At 47.8% G+C, this 15,813-nt stretch carries 16 protein-coding genes; 8 read left to right on the top strand and 8 right to left on the bottom strand.

Going from position 1 to position 15,813, the window contains the following annotated elements; all coding sequences use genetic code 11:
• Positions 1-56 precede the first annotated feature (56 nt).
• The 6 genes from FTO70_RS12210 to cooS all read right to left on the bottom strand — a co-directional run bounded on the left by FTO70_RS12210 (position 57) and on the right by cooS (position 6,573).
• Positions 57-515: a universal stress protein gene (locus FTO70_RS12210; protein ID WP_255336039.1), complete on the bottom strand. Its 459-nt coding sequence runs from the start codon at positions 513-515 to the stop codon at positions 57-59.
• A gap of 434 nt (positions 516-949) precedes the next feature.
• A complete protein-coding gene (locus FTO70_RS12205; protein ID WP_255336038.1) occupies positions 950-1,609 on the bottom strand; it encodes a 4Fe-4S dicluster domain-containing protein in 660 nt (219 codons plus the stop codon).
• On the bottom strand, positions 1,609-2,082 hold the full coding sequence (locus tag FTO70_RS12200) for a 4Fe-4S binding protein (protein ID WP_255336037.1): 474 nt from the start codon (positions 2,080-2,082) through the stop codon (positions 1,609-1,611). Before FTO70_RS12200 ends, FTO70_RS12205 begins: the two co-directional genes overlap by 1 nt.
• A gap of 3 nt (positions 2,083-2,085) precedes the next feature.
• Complete coding sequence (gene fdhF / locus FTO70_RS12195) at positions 2,086-4,134, bottom strand: formate dehydrogenase subunit alpha (protein WP_255336036.1); 2,049 nt, start codon at positions 4,132-4,134, stop codon at positions 2,086-2,088.
• 30 nt (positions 4,135-4,164) lie between these two features.
• On the bottom strand, positions 4,165-4,680 hold the full coding sequence (locus FTO70_RS12190; RefSeq protein ID WP_255336035.1) for a 4Fe-4S dicluster domain-containing protein: 516 nt from the start codon (positions 4,678-4,680) through the stop codon (positions 4,165-4,167).
• Between the two features lie 15 nt (positions 4,681-4,695).
• Positions 4,696-6,573: an anaerobic carbon-monoxide dehydrogenase catalytic subunit gene (cooS, locus tag FTO70_RS12185; RefSeq protein ID WP_255336034.1), complete on the bottom strand. Its 1,878-nt coding sequence runs from the start codon at positions 6,571-6,573 to the stop codon at positions 4,696-4,698.
• A 527-nt stretch (positions 6,574-7,100) separates the two neighbouring features.
• On the opposite strand from cooS, the gene FTO70_RS12180 reads away from it, so the two are divergent.
• Both FTO70_RS12180 and FTO70_RS12175 read left to right on the top strand, forming a co-directional pair.
• The gene (locus FTO70_RS12180) at positions 7,101-7,334 is read left to right on the top strand and encodes a methytransferase partner Trm112 (RefSeq protein ID WP_255336033.1); all 234 of its coding nucleotides are present in this window, start codon (positions 7,101-7,103) and stop codon (positions 7,332-7,334) included.
• 15 nt (positions 7,335-7,349) lie between these two features.
• On the top strand, positions 7,350-8,090 hold the full coding sequence (locus FTO70_RS12175) for a hypothetical protein (RefSeq protein WP_255336032.1): 741 nt from the start codon (positions 7,350-7,352) through the stop codon (positions 8,088-8,090).
• Here the strand turns inward: FTO70_RS12175 and FTO70_RS12170 are convergent.
• The gene (locus FTO70_RS12170; RefSeq protein ID WP_255336031.1) at positions 8,074-8,238 is read right to left on the bottom strand and encodes a hypothetical protein; all 165 of its coding nucleotides are present in this window, start codon (positions 8,236-8,238) and stop codon (positions 8,074-8,076) included. The genes FTO70_RS12175 and FTO70_RS12170 overlap by 17 nt on opposite strands.
• A gap of 256 nt (positions 8,239-8,494) precedes the next feature.
• On the opposite strand from FTO70_RS12170, the gene pyrG reads away from it, so the two are divergent.
• From pyrG to FTO70_RS12145, 5 genes are all read left to right on the top strand, one after another.
• Complete coding sequence (gene pyrG, locus FTO70_RS12165; RefSeq protein WP_255336030.1) at positions 8,495-10,102, top strand: glutamine hydrolyzing CTP synthase; 1,608 nt, start codon at positions 8,495-8,497, stop codon at positions 10,100-10,102.
• Between the two features lie 1,362 nt (positions 10,103-11,464).
• Positions 11,465-11,599, top strand: a complete 135-nt coding sequence (locus tag FTO70_RS12160; RefSeq protein ID WP_255336029.1) for a hypothetical protein — start codon at positions 11,465-11,467, stop codon at positions 11,597-11,599.
• A 520-nt stretch (positions 11,600-12,119) separates the two neighbouring features.
• Positions 12,120-12,254 (top strand): hypothetical protein, encoded by a 135-nt coding sequence (locus FTO70_RS12155; protein ID WP_255336028.1) that lies wholly within the window; start codon positions 12,120-12,122, stop codon positions 12,252-12,254.
• A 396-nt stretch (positions 12,255-12,650) separates the two neighbouring features.
• Entirely contained in the window at positions 12,651-12,794 is a 144-nt protein-coding gene (locus FTO70_RS12150) for a hypothetical protein (protein WP_255336027.1), read from the top strand.
• A gap of 379 nt (positions 12,795-13,173) precedes the next feature.
• Positions 13,174-13,758, top strand: coding sequence for a DUF4013 domain-containing protein (locus FTO70_RS12145; protein ID WP_255336026.1), 585 nt, complete (start codon positions 13,174-13,176; stop codon positions 13,756-13,758).
• A gap of 555 nt (positions 13,759-14,313) precedes the next feature.
• Here FTO70_RS12145 and FTO70_RS12140 read toward each other — a convergent pair.
• Positions 14,314-14,811, bottom strand: coding sequence for a hypothetical protein (locus FTO70_RS12140; protein ID WP_255336025.1), 498 nt, complete (start codon positions 14,809-14,811; stop codon positions 14,314-14,316).
• A gap of 286 nt (positions 14,812-15,097) precedes the next feature.
• Here FTO70_RS12140 and FTO70_RS12135 point away from each other — a divergent pair, with 286 nt between their 5' ends.
• On the top strand, positions 15,098-15,556 hold the full coding sequence (locus FTO70_RS12135) for a hypothetical protein (protein WP_255336024.1): 459 nt from the start codon (positions 15,098-15,100) through the stop codon (positions 15,554-15,556).
• The last annotated feature ends 257 nt before the right edge of the window (positions 15,557-15,813 follow it).

The following is a 15,813-nucleotide window of genomic DNA, read 5'->3' as shown; positions in this document are numbered from 1 at the left end:
ATTTATTAGTGCCTGACAGGTACATCAATCTATCCCGAAAAAGCCCCTACTTTATTTTATTCAGCTTTTTCGCCCCTTACTACCAGCACAGCTTTCTTTGAATGCCTTACCACGTTTTCGGCCACGCTGCCCAGGAGGAATCTCTGGACCCCTGTTTTCCCCTGTGTCCCGATAACGATCAGGTCGATGTCGTTCTTTCCTGCAAATTCGACGATCGCATCTCCGGGGTCCCCTTCAAGAATCACGGGTTCAACTTCTACCCCTTCCTTTTTCCCGGCTTCTGCCACAAAGGCCGTGGCATCCTTCCCTTCGGCCTGAAGGTGCTCCTTCATCGCTTTTTCCCAGCCTACGTCCTTTGGGTGCTTTCCGGAAAAACCTTTCGAGGCTACCACATACACAGCGTAGACCCTGGCCCCGCTAAGTTTTGCCATCACAATTCCGGTTTCAATCGCTTTTCTGCCAAGTGCAGAGTTGTCGGTTGCGATCATTATTTTTTTATAAGTTCCACTTTCCATACCAAACTCCCCGGTTTCCTATCCCTTATCGTTTCATTCCCTTACGTTCCCACCCCATGCTTTCTAACCAGAAATTCCATGGCCAGAAACGTCCGTTTTTGAAGAACGTCCGTTTTTGAAGATACATTCAGGCAGTGTATGCCAGTGTAAAAATAATCTCTATTAATTTAATATACATTACTCTATATTTATATGTATAACAATCCTTTATAGACCCTTCTCTTCTTAAATAGAAACAGTTAAACGCGGATCTACGAAGTCCCTGGAGGAGCCTGAAAGGGGATGGAAGGAGTCCGGAAAAAATAAAAAATTGGGGGAGATCGGTGGCAGGGGCCAAAGTTCCAGGTATCTTTTGCCTGCTAGGCTTCCTCAGGTTCCCTTCCGTTTCTTACGGCTGCCTTGCAATCTTCCTTACAGGCTGCTCATTATCTCCGTTACAGGTTGCCTTTTATTTTCCTTTCCCTTAGAATGGCCCCTGCTTCTTTTTCCCGGAAGGACTCTTGCCTGCACGCAGGACAGAGTTCCATCCAGAAATCCCCTCCGGGCCGGAGCGGGACCTTCAGGGAAACGGCCTGCCGGACTCTCTCAAGCTCCCTTTCGGTTGCAAAGGAGGCGCTGCATTTCCTGCAGGCCATGAGTCCGAGGGCAAGGGTCCTGCTTCCCGAAAAAGCCGGACTTCTGCCTTCTTCGGAGACGAAAGTTATTGCTTCTTCCGGACATGTAAGGGCACAGCGTTCACAGTCCAGGCTGCAGCTTTCAGGGAATTTAAGGTTTCGTCTACCGCCTTCTTCCGAAAGGCCTATCAGCCCTTCAGGACAGGCAGAACTGCAGGCCCTGCACCCAATGCATTTTTCTGCATCGATTGCAAGCACCTTTTTTTTATTGCAGTTCTCTCCGCTCGTATCCCCTTTCGTATCCCCTCTTATCATTTCCTCCTTCATTCCCTCCTGCATTTCCTCCTTCATTCCCTCCTGCATTTCCTCCTTCATTCCCTCCTGCATTTCCTCCTTCATTCCCTCCTGCATTTCCTTCTTCATTCCCTCCTGCATTTCCTCCTTCATTCCCTCCTGCATTTCCTCCTTCATTTCCTTCATCATTCTGCCCTCCTGCCTGCAGGCGCAGGGGGTTCAAGGGCCCTATTCATCCTTTTCGCCCTTCTTTGCCTGATGTTTTCTCCCAGGCTCCCGGGTTCTGTATAAATCAGGGCTCCTGCAGGGCAGGTTGCTACACAGGCCGGAGTTTCCATCCCGGGGCAGAGGTTGCAGCGCTCGATTATCCCTGCCCTCAGCACGGCAGTCCCGAAGGGGCAGGCAAGGGTGCAGAGCCCGCAGCCTGTGCAGTTCTCTGCCTCGTATTCGAGCTTTCCGTTTTCGCAGCTAAGGGCTCCTTTCGGGCAGGGGGCGGTGCAGAGGGGGATTTCGCACTGGCGGCAGGAAACAGGGGCAGCGGCAAGTCCGCTCAGTACTTTTACGGAAATTCTTGAACTTTTGTTTTCCCGCTCGCAGGCAAGTTCGCAGGCCCTGCATCCTATGCAGCGGGAAAGGTCAGCGTACACGGCTTCCGGCATTTTTCATTCCCTCCTGATCCGGCAGGCTGAGACTTTGAATTCCGGGATCTTCGCTTCCCTGTCCAGGGCGTCTCCGGTGAGCACGTTCGTCCCCGGAAAGTGGAATGGCATGAAAAGGACCCCGGGGCCTATCTTTCCGGTCAGCCTGGCCGTAGCTTCCGTTTTCCCTCTCCGGGTTTCAAGCACCAGCCTGTTCCCTTCACCGATTTCCATTGCCTTTGCATCCGAAGGGTGGATCTCAACAAAGAGTCCGGGTTCCTTTTCGAGCAGGGCTTTGCTCCGCCGGCTCATGGAACCTGCATTGTAGTGGAGCACCACCCTTCCTGTGGTAAGCAGGAAAGGATAATCCGGGTCCGGGATTTCGGCCGGGCTCTGGTATTCTACCGGAATTAGCCGTGCCTTCCCGTCAGGGGTTTTGAACCTTCCCACATGCAGGACCGGAGTCCCGGGGTGGGAGGAGTCCGGGCAGGGCCAGATAAGCCCGAAACCTTTTTTCAGCCTTTCTTTTGTCATTCCCCCGTAAGAGGGGACCGCACCCGAGATCTCGGCAAGCACATCTCCTGCAGTCCTGTATGGAAGGCCCAGCCCGAGCTTTTCGGCGAGCAGGAGCAGGATTTCAATGTCGGGTTTTGCCTCTCCCGGAGGGGAAAGGGCCCGGTCGGTCCACTGAACCCTTCTTTCCGTCGAGGTGAAACTCCCTTCCTTTTCCGCCCAGGCGGCTGCGGGGAGGACAAGGTCGGCGTATTCGGCCGTGTCGGTCATGAAGATGTCCTGCACCACAAGGAAGTCCAGGCTCTCCAGGGCTTCCCTGACCCTTGAGGAATCAGCGTGTGAATTTACCAGGTCTTCTCCCATCACGTACAGCGCTTTTAACTTTCCTTTCCCTGCAGCCTCAGCTATTTCCGTTGCCGTAAGGCCCGGTTTTTCTGGAAGTTTGTCCGTTTTCCACAGGGTTTTTAACCTGCCTGCTGCTTCTGCGTCTCCCACTTTCCCGTAACCCGGGAAAAACTCGGCAAGGGCTCCCATATCGCAGGCTCCCTGCACGTTGTTCTGCCCTCTTAAGGGAAGGACTCCGGCCCCTTTCCTTCCTACCTGGCCGCAGAGCAGGGCAAGGTCTGCACAGGCGGTTACGTTGTCCGTACCTGAAATGTGCTGGGTTATCCCCATGGAATAGACGATAGAAGCCGCCCCTGCTCTCGCATAAGCCCGGGCAGCTTTTATTATCTCCGAAGGGGGGATGCCGGTAATGCGGGAGGCGGTTTCAGGGCAGCAGCGCTGCAGGGCCTGCTCAAGTCCGGGAAAGCCTTCCGTCTTTTCCCTTACAAAGTTCCTGTCCAGGAGCCCCTCGTTTACGATCACATGCATCATCCCGTTCAGCAGGGCAACGTCCGTTCCCGGCTTCAGCCTGAGCGTCAAATCCGCAAGCCAGCTTGTCGGGGTCAGGCGGGGATCGGCGACGATTACGAAAGCCCCTTTATCTTTTGCCCTGAGGACCTGGCGGGCGACAGCCGGGTGGTTTTCTGCAAAGTTGGACCCGATAACGAAGACGCAGTCCGAATTGGAGAGGTCTGCCAGGGGGTTGGTCATAGCCCCGGCCCCCAGGGTCTTTCCAAGCCCTATAAGGGTCGAGGCGTGGCAGAGCCTTGCGCAGTTGTCCACGTTGCTTGTGCCCAGGAGGCGGGCAATTTTCTGGAATAGGTAATTTTCCTCGTTGCTGCACTTGGCCGAGCCCAGGAAGGCCAGGGAGTTTGGCCCGTTTTCTTTTCTTGCAGTCCCGAGCTTTTCTGCTGCCAGGGACAGGGCTTCCTCCCATTCAAGCTGTTTCCATCCGTTTTCTGTCTTCAGCAGGGGGTATTTCAGCCTGTCAGGGTGGTTCAGGATGTCCGGGGCAGCGTTCCCTTTCGGGCAGAGGCTTCCCTCGTTTACCGGATGTTCGGGCATATACCGGATACCGACAGCTTTTCCTTCTTCAAGCTCCAGGAAAAATCCGCAGCCTAGGCTGCAGTAAGGGCAGATTGTCGGGTGCAGGGTTCTTTTTTCCGTGGTTTTCACCTCAATTTCCCATATTTCGGAGGCGGCTCATCAGAGGGCGCTTCCGGGTTTCATTCCCCTGGCCAGCTTCAGGGCAGCTTCCGCGCGTTTGATCCCGGAAAAGTCTTTAACCTCCGCATAGACCAGGGCGTTTGTTGGGCAGGCTTCCACGCAGGCAGGGACTTCCCTTCCCGGGCAGAGGTCGCATTTTACTGCAACCCTGGCTTCCTTTTGCCTCCCGATTACCCCATAGTTGCAGACCATGGAACAGGTCCAGCAGCCGATGCAGAGTTCGGGGGAATGGACGACTTTCCTGCTGATCTCTTCCCTGGAAAGGGCACCTGTGGGGCAGACTGTTGTGCAGGGAGCGTCCTCGCAGTGCCGGCAGGTCACCGGGACGGAAGCGGCGTGTTCGGGGATGTACTCTATATAGATCCTTTTCCTCGGGCTGGGGCTTTCCCCTACGGCTGCAAAGAGGCTCTTGCTTTCGGAATGCTCAACGGCGCAGGCAATTTCACAGGACCTGCAGCCCATGCAGCGTTCCGGGCGGACCATAACTTCTTTCATCCGCTCACCTCCGGCTCAGGCCTTAAGCCCGAGGGCTTTTCGCTTTTCCTCGATCCTTGCAAGCATCAGGCTGGCGGCTTTGAAGGGGTCGGGCTCAACGGCAAAGCTGGCTCCTACAACCCCGTCCAGCCCCCTGGTCAGGAGATCGGCAACTGCTGCGCTTCCGAGGACAGGCGGGACTGTCCCGAGTACGGTGTAGACCCCGGAGGAGACCACGTACGCCCCTATGCTCACGGCTTTTTCACTCATCCATTCCGGGGCCGCACCTGCAGCCGGCAGGTCGCTTATGTCCACCCCGAGGGCTTTTGCAATGGCTGAGGCGAGCACCAGGATCCTGCTGATGTCCACACAGGAACCCATGTGCAGGACCGGGGGGATGCCCAGGGCTTCGCACACTCCTTTTAAGCCTTCTCCTGCCATGGAAGCGGCTTCGGGTACCAGGAGCCCGGCTTCGGCACAGGCTATTGCATTGCAGCCGGTGGTTACCACCAGGACATTGTTTTTGATCAGTTCCTTTACCAGGTTAACGTGCCCGTAGTTGTGCTGGACCTTGACATTGTTGCAGCCTACAACTGCCCCTATCCCCTTTACCGAACCGCCGGCGATTGCGTCTATGAGGGGGGTCGGGGTCCCTCCAAGGGCTTTAAGGATGGCTTCTGCACTGAAGCCGACCATGCATTCCTGTTTCTCGTCCGGGATGCTGACCTTTTCCGGGCTGCGGTTAGGGAAGTTTTCGACCGCCGTCCTTACGATCTCCTTTGCGGTTTCATAGGCCTTCTCCTCGTGGAACTCGATCCGGTTTGTCCCCGGGAAGTCGGCTTTCGGGGAGGTTGAAATGAACTTTGTGTGGTAGCAGCCCGTAAGGCTTCCCAGGGCAGGCATTACGCACTGCACGTCCACAACCATAGCTTCTACGGCTCCTGTAATCACTGCCAGCTCCTGCTGGAGAAATGTCCCGGCAATAGGAGTCCCGTGTCGCATCAGGGTTTCGTTTCCAGTGCAGCAGATCCCTGCAACGTTAATCCCCTTTGCTCCCTTCTCTTTTGCAAGTTTAAGGAGTGTGGGGTCTTCGGCAGCTTCCACAATCATTTCGGAGAGGATGGGTTCGTGCCCGTGTATGATCACGTTTACCTTATCTTCGGAAAGCACCCCGAGGTTTACGGTAGCTTTCCTGGGTTCGGGAGTCCCGAAAAGCACGTCCTGTACCTCCGTTGCGATCATGGAACCGCCCCAGCCGTCCGAGAGGCTGGTCCTGAGCCCGTGCAGGAGGATGTGGGTTGCATCGTTGTCCACTCCCATGTGGGTCCTGTGCATGCATTCCACGATTTCCCGGTCAATTCCCCTAGGTTCGATCCCGAGTTCTGCCCAGAGCCTGAGCCTTGTTTCGGGAGCCCGGCGGGTATACTGTATGGGCCCTTCCTGCTTTCCGAATTCAGCAAGCAGGGCGCTGGCAAGTTCGGCTGTGATTTCTTCTTTGCTCCTGTCTTCGGCAGAAATCCCATATTCGGCAGCCAGGGAAAAGAGTTTGGCTTCGTCTTTTATGCCGTAGCTTCCGGCTTCTCCTCCGCTCATCTTCTTGAAAGTCAGCACGGCGTCCCTGGCATGGTCGGAATGGGCAGCCGCGCCTGCGGCAATCATCCTGAGGAGGTTTCTTGCAACTATGATGTCTGCAGTGGCCCCGCAGACCCCTTTATCCGCCCCTTCCCCGAAGGGGTCTATCCTGCAGGGGCCCATGTTACAGTTCCGGCAGCAGACTCCCAGCTGCCCGAAGCTGCACTGGGGCAGCTGCTTCTCATAGCGGTCCCAGGCGGTCTCTATTCCTTCCTTTTCGGCTTTCAGGAGCATGGCCCGGGTGGCAGGGTCTATGCTTCTCTCGTATGCTTTCGGCTTCATTTTCACTCCACACTGTTCTAATTGTCTTTTTTAAAAGTTCGAGGTTTTTCTGTCCCGGTTTCCCAACCGTAGAGGGAAAATTATGTGAAACCAGGTTTCATCCAAAATTATTGACCAGCGCACATCCAAAATTAGATCTTGCAAAATATATTTACAGCTCCTCTTATTTTGGACTTGCTACATTATTTTTATTCCCTCTAATGAGGCAAAATACATATTTTATCAAATGTTACTGTCTTATAAACTTTGTGAAAATTGCCAATATGCTAATATATTTTTGAAGTTGTTACATTCAGTGAAATGCAAAAGAGCGAAGTTGTAACTAATTTTTAAGGAGAGAAAAACCCAAATCGTAAATAATTTGTAATTATACAGGTGACATTAAAATACAAAAGATGATTTACCTAAAGTAAAATACGGAAATTTACGTAAAGTAAATACGGAAGATAGTCCTACTACATAATTCAGCTACAAAGAATTTTTCAGCTATAGAGAATTAATTCAGTTACATTAAATAATCCCGCAAAATGGAATTCCCCTTCCCCTATCTTACAAGTGGCTTTGACGGTGACTACAGAGTGAAAAAGGATCTTATGGATATTCTGGCCTGCCCTATCTGCAAAGGCGATCTGGTTTTGAACGTTGTTGAAGAAAACGAAGAGGAGGTCATATCCGGGACCCTCTACTGCCCTGTCTGCAAAGAGCATTATCCGATAGATGAAGGGATCCCGAATTTGCTTCCTCCCGATATGAGGAACTGATGTGAGGGGTTAAGCTTGCAGCAGATATTCCAGAATGTTATAATCAACCGGCAGGAATTGAACTCAATAGAGTTTGAAAAAGAAGGCATCGAGATTCCTCTTTCCCCAGGGGAAGACCAGACCTTTGAAATCCTGATAAGCAACCACGGTTCTCCTACCCACATTCACCTTTCCGTGAGTGATGAGCTCAAAGGCCAGATTACGTTTTTGCGGGACAACCCGTATGTCCTCCAGAAGGAGTATGTTTCAGCCGTTGCAAGAATTCCGCATGACGGCCGGGTCCTTACGAAAGGGCAGATCTTCATTACTGCAGGTTACGGCTCGAAAAAGAAAGGGTTTCCCGTGCAACTGGGGAGAGTCGAAAAGCCTAAAGAGTCCCCTGATGACGAAATCCAGATATGGGAGGAAAACGATGAGATGCGACCCTACAGGCCCTCTGCGGAGAAACCTGCAAAGAAAGCTCCGCGTCAGCCGGGAGAAAACGGGCTTCTGGTCTCAATCCTGAAGAAACTGACAGGGAACCCTTCAACCTCACATGCCCATAAAAATCCCCGAAGAAACGTAGAAAAAGATGAAAAGTTTTCTCTGACCATGGCAATGGGAGGCTTTCTGGTTCTTGTTTTTCTTTTCTTCCTTTATCTCTTTATTCCGGGAAGTTCCGAATACAGCATCAGTTTTACCCAGGCTCTGTTATTTTCCATTCTGTTCATTACCTGCATTACCTATATTCTGCTGAGAATTATGGACGAAGGCTGAACTCTGCACGGTAAAACGCTGAGGCCCTTGTGGACTGAATTCCTCCATTGTTTGAATTTCTCCATGGTCTGAATTCCTTAATTGGTTGAATTCCTCTATGGATTGATCCTTCATGGACTGAATTTCTCAATGGGTTGAATTCCTCCATGGTTTGAATCCCTCTGTGGAAGGGAGGGCAAGATTCCCATATTTTCTTTTTGTCCCTGTTGCCCTGGTAGGGTGCTGTTTCTTTGGTTTTTTCCACAGGGGTGCAGCAGGTCCTGATACCATTCTTTTTATATCATGAAACTATTGGTATTGTGTTCGTAAGCAGGCATTTAATGGAATTTTTTGCAAATGTTTTGGGTGATTATCCCACTGAGCAATAAACCGCTACTGAATATAATTGTTGAGGAAGCTGACCCATGAAGTATATCGTAGTTACCGGTGGAGTGATGAGCGGGCTTGGAAAAGGCATCACCATCGCGTCCATCGGCAGGAACCTGAAAAATAAAGGATACAAAGTTACGTCTATCAAGATCGACCCTTACATCAACATTGACGCAGGCACCATGAGCCCCTACCAGCACGGGGAAGTTTTCGTGCTTAAAGACGGCGGCGAAGTTGACCTGGACCTCGGGAACTACGAGCGGTTCCTGGACACGGAACTTACCAGGGACCACAATCTCACCACTGGCAAGGTCTACCAGGAAGTGATCGCAAAGGAGAGGAGAGGCGATTACCTGGGAAAGACCGTCCAGATCATCCCCCACATCACAAACGAGATCAAGAACAAGATCAGGAAAGTTGCAGCCCGGAGCGGGGCTGACATCTGCCTGGTGGAAATCGGGGGAACTGTGGGAGACATCGAAAGTATGCCTTTCCTGGAAGCCGTCCGCCAGATGCATAGGGAAGAGCCTCCTGAAAATATCGTGTTTATCCACGTGACCCTGGTCATGGAAGACCTTCAGGGTGAGCAGAAGACCAAGCCCTCCCAGCACTCCGTAAAAGAGCTCAGGGCACTTGGCCTGAGCCCTGATGTAATCGTTACCCGGTCAAGGACCCCCCTGCAGGAGAGCGCAAAGGAAAAGATCGCCCTTTTCTGTGACGTTTCCCAGGAACTGGTCATAAGTGCCCACGATGCCGATGACATTTACGAGGTGCCCCTGGAAATTGAAAAGCAGGGCCTAACGACAAAACTAATGCAGAGGTTGCAGCTCAACTCCGAAGTAGAAGACGAGGGCTGGAAGAACATGGTTGTCAGGATGAAAGAAGTCAAGGAAGAAGTAGACCTTGCAATCGTCGGGAAATACACCAACCTTGAAGATTCCTACCTGAGCATCCTGGAAGCCGTAAAGCACGGCGGCATAGAAAACGCATGCAGGGTCAACATCAACATGATCGAAGCCGAAGTCCTGGAAAACGACCCGGCAGGTGTTGACAAACTCCTCCTCCAGTACGACGGTGTCCTGATCCCAGGCGGTTTCGGTGGCCGTGGGACCGAAGGCAAGATGCTCGCAATCAAATGCGCCCGGGAAAATAACCTCCCCTTCCTCGGGATCTGCCTGGGCATGCAGCTTGCAGTAATCGAGTTTGCCCGCGACGTGGTAAAACTGGACGGCGCAAACAGCACCGAATTTGACGAGGATACCCCCTACCCTGTCATTGACATCCTCCCCGAACAGAGCGGCGTTGCTGACATGGGCGGTACCATGCGTCTCGGTGACTACGAAGCCATCCTTAAAGAAGGCTCAATTGCCGCAGATATCTACGGCACCAGCTACATCGTCGAGCGCCACCGCCACAGGTACGAGGTAAACCCCGAATTCGTGGACAGGCTGGAATCCTTTGGCATGGTATTCTCCGGCAAAAACAAAAACAGAATGGAGATCGCCGAAATCCCTGATAAGCGCTTCTTCTTCGCTTCCCAGTTCCACCCCGAGTTCAGGTCAAGGCCTGGAAGGCCCTCCCCACCGTTTAAAGGTCTTGTCAAAGCCATGTGCAAGTACAGGAAGGAAAAGGAAAGACAGTAAAAAGGCCATTTGGCCTTATTTTTCTATTTTTTGTTTTTAGTTCGTTTTTGGTTTGTTTTAAATTTTTTTCGTCTTTTTTCGTCTTTTTTCGTCTTTCTTAGTTCCTTCTTAGTTCCTTCTCAGTTCCTTCTTAGTTCCTTCTCAGTTCCTTCTTAGTTCCTTCTCAGTTCCTTCTTAGTTCCTTCTCAGTTCCTTCTTAGTTCCTTCTCAGTTCCTTCTTAGTTCCTTCTCAGTTCCTTCTTAGTTCTCTCTTGATTTTTGTCAGTGTTCTTTCATATTTTTTTCGGGCGATTTCAATACACTTCTTTTTTGAACAGGGTCTATTTTTTGGATTTTTTTCTTGATGATTTTGAACCCCGGCTAACTTTCAAAGCCTGGATTTCCGGGTAGGGATAGGTTTCAGGCGGGCGGTTCTTACCCGGGGCAGAAGTCCCGTTCACGAAGTGAACGGCGTTTTCCCTTAAGTGAAAATGTAACCTGAATATTAAATCTAGGACTTACGCAGTTGAACTGAAAACCAGAAGCATGAAACATTTAACTGTAGATTTTCAATAATTTTGAAGAGGCTGCATGTTCTCGATTTTACTTCTCAAGTGCGTAAGTCCTAAAATCTTAAAAAGAATGTATCCTGAAACTTGAATTATAAAGGGAAAATCAGTGTTCGGCCTGAATTGTAAAAGATAAATCAGTGTTCGGCTGTGAATTATAATTGGAAAATCAGTTGTCGGCCTGAAGAGCAAGAGAACCGCTTACTCAGGGTATGTTGGACAATAAAAATTACACGACTTTATTTTCTTCTTTTTCTTTTTCTTCTTCTTCTTCTTTTTCTTCTTCTTCTTCTTCTTCTTTTTGTATTTTCTGGAAAAGCCGCTCGCAAGCGAGCGGAACAAAACACGTTTAATACATCTATTTTTCTTACTGCGGTTCTCGATTTCTTTATCTGCTTTTCCAGGCCCTTTTTATTGTTCTTTCCCGGTTGTTGAAATAGACGCTGCCCTGGATAGCGATTTTCTTTTTATCTAAGTAAAGGGTTTTTATAGTGTTATTGGCAGCAGGAGTTTTTGCACGGTTGTTAGTACGGGGCAGTATCAGGGGTTCGGGTCGGGGGAAACAATTGAAGCGAAAATAAGCCAAATTACGGTTCGGAAATGGCTTCCCAATTCCTTAGCTTGGAGTTTTTGAATATTTCTTGATCCTTTCTCGCTTTCCTTCTAACTTCTTACTGTTTTTCCCTTCGCCGGAAACTGATAAATACTCTTAAAACAAAAAAGGATTGATTTTCAGCAATATCTCTTTTGGACTGCTCTGCAGTAGCATCTCTGAGGGTATTGTACTACATTAATTTCTATGAAGGTATAAACTATGGCAATGTCTAAGAAAGATATGGATAAGAGGAAGGGCGCTAAGAAAGAAAAGATGGAACAGCTGGAAAAAATGGCTGCATCAGGAAGCAAGGATGCTAAGAAGAAACTGGCAAAGGAAAAGAAGAAGAAATAATCCTGATGAGTCGTTCCCTTACCATATACTATGAAAGGTTGGGGACTGGAAGGTAAATAATCCTGAGGGCTTTTTATTTAAAAACAGCATAACCTGCAGAGCTGTTTGAAAATCAGTTCCTTTGAGATTATTTCTCCTTTTTACACTACGTTTATTTTTCGGCCTTTCACTCTCGTCCCAATTTTTTATTTTTATCCTGGATCTTTCAGGGTTGCTTGTAATAGCTTTTCAGAATGGATTTCATGAGCTCTTTTTCAACAGTTGACGATTTTTTTAACATTTGACGATTGGTTTTTTTCACAAAAGCTTTCAGTCTGATTGAATTTTTCACAAAAACTTGAAGTCTGGATGAATTTTTTTTCTCTCAATGGAAACCGATAAATACTTTTAAGACTGAAGATCAAAGCTTGCAGTAATGCCAGGTAAAATCTGGCGTAACAGCAACATCTTAACAGCATCTAACAACATCGAAAATCTATACAGATACCCATCATGGCAATATTTACGAAGGTATTGTACTATGGCAATGTCTAAGAAAGATCTTGATAAGAAGAAGAGTGCACAGAAAGAAAAGGTCGAACAGCTGGAACAAAAAGCCGCAGCAGGCAGCAAGGACGCAAAGAAGAAGCTTACAAAGGAAAAGAAGAAAAAATAATCCGATACTTAGTTCATTTTCTATACAGTTCATGAGAGAGACCGGGGGTGTAATATACAGCCCCGGATATTTCTTTCTCAATTAATGTTCTATTGTTCTGATTTTCTTTCTCAATTAATGTTCTATTGTTCTGATTTTCTTTCTCAATTAATGTTCTATTGTTCTGATTCTTTTTGCCGGAAGTTTGTTTTCAAGGTTTATCTTCTCATCATTATCTTTTCATCAAATACTCTCCTTTTCCAGCCTTCTTTCCTCTCAAAAAGTTTTCCTCTCGACGGGAACTTATAAATACTTTTAAAACTGAAGATAGCAGCTCGCAGTAGCGCCTATAAAAAAATGCGCTGCGGCAGAACCATGAAGAGGTTGCATAAGCGATCTCGCTGAAGGTAAAATTGTATGGCAGCATCTAAGAAGGGTACTGAACAGAAAGAACAGAGCAGCTCTAAAGCTCGCAAAGACATGGAAAAACTGCAGAAAAAAGCTTCTTCCGGCGATAAGGAAGCAAAGAAGCAACTGGAAAAGGGAACAAAGAAAAAATAATCTGGATGATTTTTCCCATTCCATAAATTCATGAGAAGCTCGGAGGGGTTAGAAAAAAAACCCTGGTCTAAAACTTTTCATTTAAAAAGTATAAATTGCAAGGCTGTTCAAATACAGATTCTGTGAAGGGCATTCCTTCCATTACACATTACACTTACTCTTTAACCTTTTAATTTTTTAATTTTGTTTGAAGCTTTCGGGTGCTTTTCTTTCCGGTTGCCTTTTCCGGTTGCCTTTTCTGGTTTTTTCTTTCTGGTTTTTCTTTCTGCTTTCTGATTTTTTTTCCATGATTCACTGAACTGATTTTTTATATACTCTCTACGGATCTCTTTATTTATTTGTACTAAGTTTTATATGCCTCTAAAGAAGAGTATGTACGGTGGTTATTATAGAAAGTATAAGTTTTTCAGACGCTTTTAAGTATCCTTTTAAAACGCCAACGAGGCTCCTTTATATACTCTGGTTAATCATTCCTATCCTCGGCTGGTTTGCCCTTACCGGTTACATTGTCAGGTTAGTTAATGAGTTCATTGAGGGCAGGTACGAAGGGCTCCCCAAATTCCGTTTCATGGACGACCTGAAGCTGGGGTTCATTATTACCCTTAAGTCGCTCCCGTTCTACATAGCTTATTTCATTGTGTTGTTCGCCGCAATTTCCGTCAGCGAAACCGCAGGCAACCTCCTGAACCTGCTGCTCAGCTTTTTCGTGATCCCGATCCTTGCGGTCAACTTCTTCAGGAAACAGACCGTAGCTTCCTTCTTCGAGTTCGGGATCCTGAATGCTGTCAAGGACAACCTCGGCGACTACATTATTGCGATACTGAAGCAGTATGCCCTTGTCCTTGTATTTATAGTGCTTATCATCGTCCTTGTGGGCATACCCGCCATGTACTTCACAAGCTCCATCTTCCTTGCAAATTTCTACGGCAGGTTTGTGGAACGGAGGGCAGGTCCTTACCTGTAAAGCTCTTGAAAAGTTTGAATTCGATCCGGATCTTTGTTTCATGCTGGTTCAGGCCGGATTTTCTGGCTGAACCGGATTTTTTGCTTTTTGTTTACTTTACCGATTGCTATGATTTGTTTTGTAGTTTCCAGCCGGGCTTTATGTGTACCTATCCGAATCCTGTTCTTACATCACTGGTTTCCGTTTCTTCTTTATTTCTTTTTAATCTTTCCTGAAAACGAGTTTGAAGGCTGAAATGCTTAGAGCACCTGCAGCCACTATCATCAGTGCAAAAAACACTCCACCCACGAACTGGCTAAAGAGCATAAAAGAAGAACCATGCCCCGGAAAAAATGACTCTTCAATGTAATACAAAATTGTAACAAGTATTAAGGTTCCTAAAGAGATCGTTGCTAAAGACCGGATGGATATTTTTTGTAACATTTTCGCCTTTCTCCCTTTTGTAGAACCTTGATCAAGTTTGGTCGAACTTGTCTTCATCCCTTAAGGAAAGCTAAACTGTTCTCTTTGTTCCTAATCTGTAGCTGCTTGTATGCTATCTTAATTTATTGTTGATTAGTTCGCACAACTTGTTGTTGATTCGTTTACTTCGTCCATTGGTGGTTTGGGGCCATCTTCAGAATTGTTATTTTGCTGTTCCGAAAGATTTTGCCTTGCGAGATAATCTTCGATCATCAGTTTTTTTAATTCTTCAGGATAGTTTTCCGGAAGGTGTTCAATATCCTCAAGGCTTTCAATCTGAACAGGCTCAAGCTTTTGGTCTTCTTCGAGTAGTTTTCTTACCGTTTCGTTCTGTTCGGCAAGAGCTGTGAGTTCATCATGGCTGAGCCGGTTTAATTCATCACCCTCAACAAACCAGGGGTCGCCTTCATTAAACCAGGGTGCAGCTGCAGTTACTTCTTCCCCCTCTTTTTCCCCTTCCTTTTCTTGCTCTTCTTCCTCTTCTCCTTTATCTGCGGCTTTTTGTGTGTCCTCAGCCGGTGCAAAGAAGACGATCGCCAGCAGCACTGATATAAGCAGCGCAGCCATTCCAAATTTCATATTTATTTTCACCTCATCCCACCCGTAATTCATCTTCCGGCTTTCATTGTCTACTTTACAGGTTTTAGCCCAACTCCATTAATTTTTAAATATAGGATCTATTTGTCTTTTTCTGTCCAGATCCCCCTATTTAGAGGGGAACTTTGAGTTTTGTTCCTTAATTCTTTTCCTTAAAACTTAATGTTTGATTTTTCACAGAAGATTTATATGGTCTAAACTTTCTTTCTTACTTTGTAATGCAGCCGATTTCCTGCAACTGATTTCTTATATGCAATCTTGATACCTGTGGAGGCCTAACATGAATAAAATATGGGTAGCAGCAATCGCAGTTTTTGTGTGTATTATCGGAATTCTCGGATTAAATTACACAAGCCCGGAAGAAATGGCAGGCGACATTCCCCATAGTACGGATGTGAGTTATACGGATGCCGAACTGCAGGAGCTGTATGAAAAATACGATATTACGGAAAATGACCTCAAATTTGCCAGGGGTGAACTTCCTCATTATCTGGAAGGCACCGTTTTTCATGGTAACCTGAGCGTCCTGGTCACCGAGACAGGCGAGCCTCCGGAGGGTTCGAAAGAAGGCGTGGATTATGACGTTGTAATGAGCGAGCCGGAAATGTCCAGAATAATGGAGGAGGCAAGGGAAGCCTATATTGAAAAATACGGGGTGGACCCGGCAAACCCCAAACTTGACGAGGTCAACGGCTACCTTATCCCCACGCAGGAAGTAAGAAAACTCGTGTTCTTTTAAAGAGAGAGGAGAGAAGAGTAATACGGTCTTGTTTTTCCCTTTTCGGCGGAAGTTCAGGCTGGATTTTCTGTTTTACGTTTATCTGCTTTCGATATCTATATCTAACCTCTCTTTCTTACCGTTTGTGCCTGCACAACCGGCTTCTTCCTTAATAAAATTCTGAATTATGTGTAGAAGAATGGAATGTAAGATGCCTTCGTGACTATTCAAATCCTGGCTGATTTTACTCAAAACCTGTTGAGTTAAATTCCTAACAT

It is taken from the genome of Methanosarcina sp. KYL-1 (genome assembly GCF_024372725.1).
In the GTDB taxonomy this organism is placed as follows: domain Archaea; phylum Halobacteriota; class Methanosarcinia; order Methanosarcinales; family Methanosarcinaceae; genus Methanosarcina.
Note: the sequence above shows the minus strand (reverse complement) of the source record. Positions and strands in the feature narration are given on the sequence as shown.

Coding starts and splice junctions, on each gene's coding strand:
- FTO70_RS12210 (WP_255336039.1), bottom strand. CDS start 515: ATGGAAAGTGGAACTTATAAAAAAATAATGATCGCAACCGACAACTCT.
- FTO70_RS12170 (WP_255336031.1), bottom strand. CDS start 8,238: ATGGAGGAATTCAACCCATTGAGAAATTCAGTCCATGAAGGATCAATC.
- FTO70_RS12205 (WP_255336038.1), bottom strand. CDS start 1,609: ATGAAGGAAATGAAGGAGGAAATGCAGGAGGGAATGAAGGAGGAAATG.
- FTO70_RS12160 (WP_255336029.1), top strand. CDS start 11,465: ATGGCAATGTCTAAGAAAGATATGGATAAGAGGAAGGGCGCTAAGAAA.
- cooS (WP_255336034.1), bottom strand. CDS start 6,573: ATGAAGCCGAAAGCATACGAGAGAAGCATAGACCCTGCCACCCGGGCC.
- FTO70_RS12150 (WP_255336027.1), top strand. CDS start 12,651: ATGGCAGCATCTAAGAAGGGTACTGAACAGAAAGAACAGAGCAGCTCT.
- FTO70_RS12155 (WP_255336028.1), top strand. CDS start 12,120: ATGGCAATGTCTAAGAAAGATCTTGATAAGAAGAAGAGTGCACAGAAA.
- FTO70_RS12190 (WP_255336035.1), bottom strand. CDS start 4,680: ATGAAAGAAGTTATGGTCCGCCCGGAACGCTGCATGGGCTGCAGGTCC.
- FTO70_RS12135 (WP_255336024.1), top strand. CDS start 15,098: ATGAATAAAATATGGGTAGCAGCAATCGCAGTTTTTGTGTGTATTATC.
- FTO70_RS12200 (WP_255336037.1), bottom strand. CDS start 2,082: ATGCCGGAAGCCGTGTACGCTGACCTTTCCCGCTGCATAGGATGCAGG.
- FTO70_RS12180 (WP_255336033.1), top strand. CDS start 7,101: ATGGAATTCCCCTTCCCCTATCTTACAAGTGGCTTTGACGGTGACTAC.
- pyrG (WP_255336030.1), top strand. CDS start 8,495: ATGAAGTATATCGTAGTTACCGGTGGAGTGATGAGCGGGCTTGGAAAA.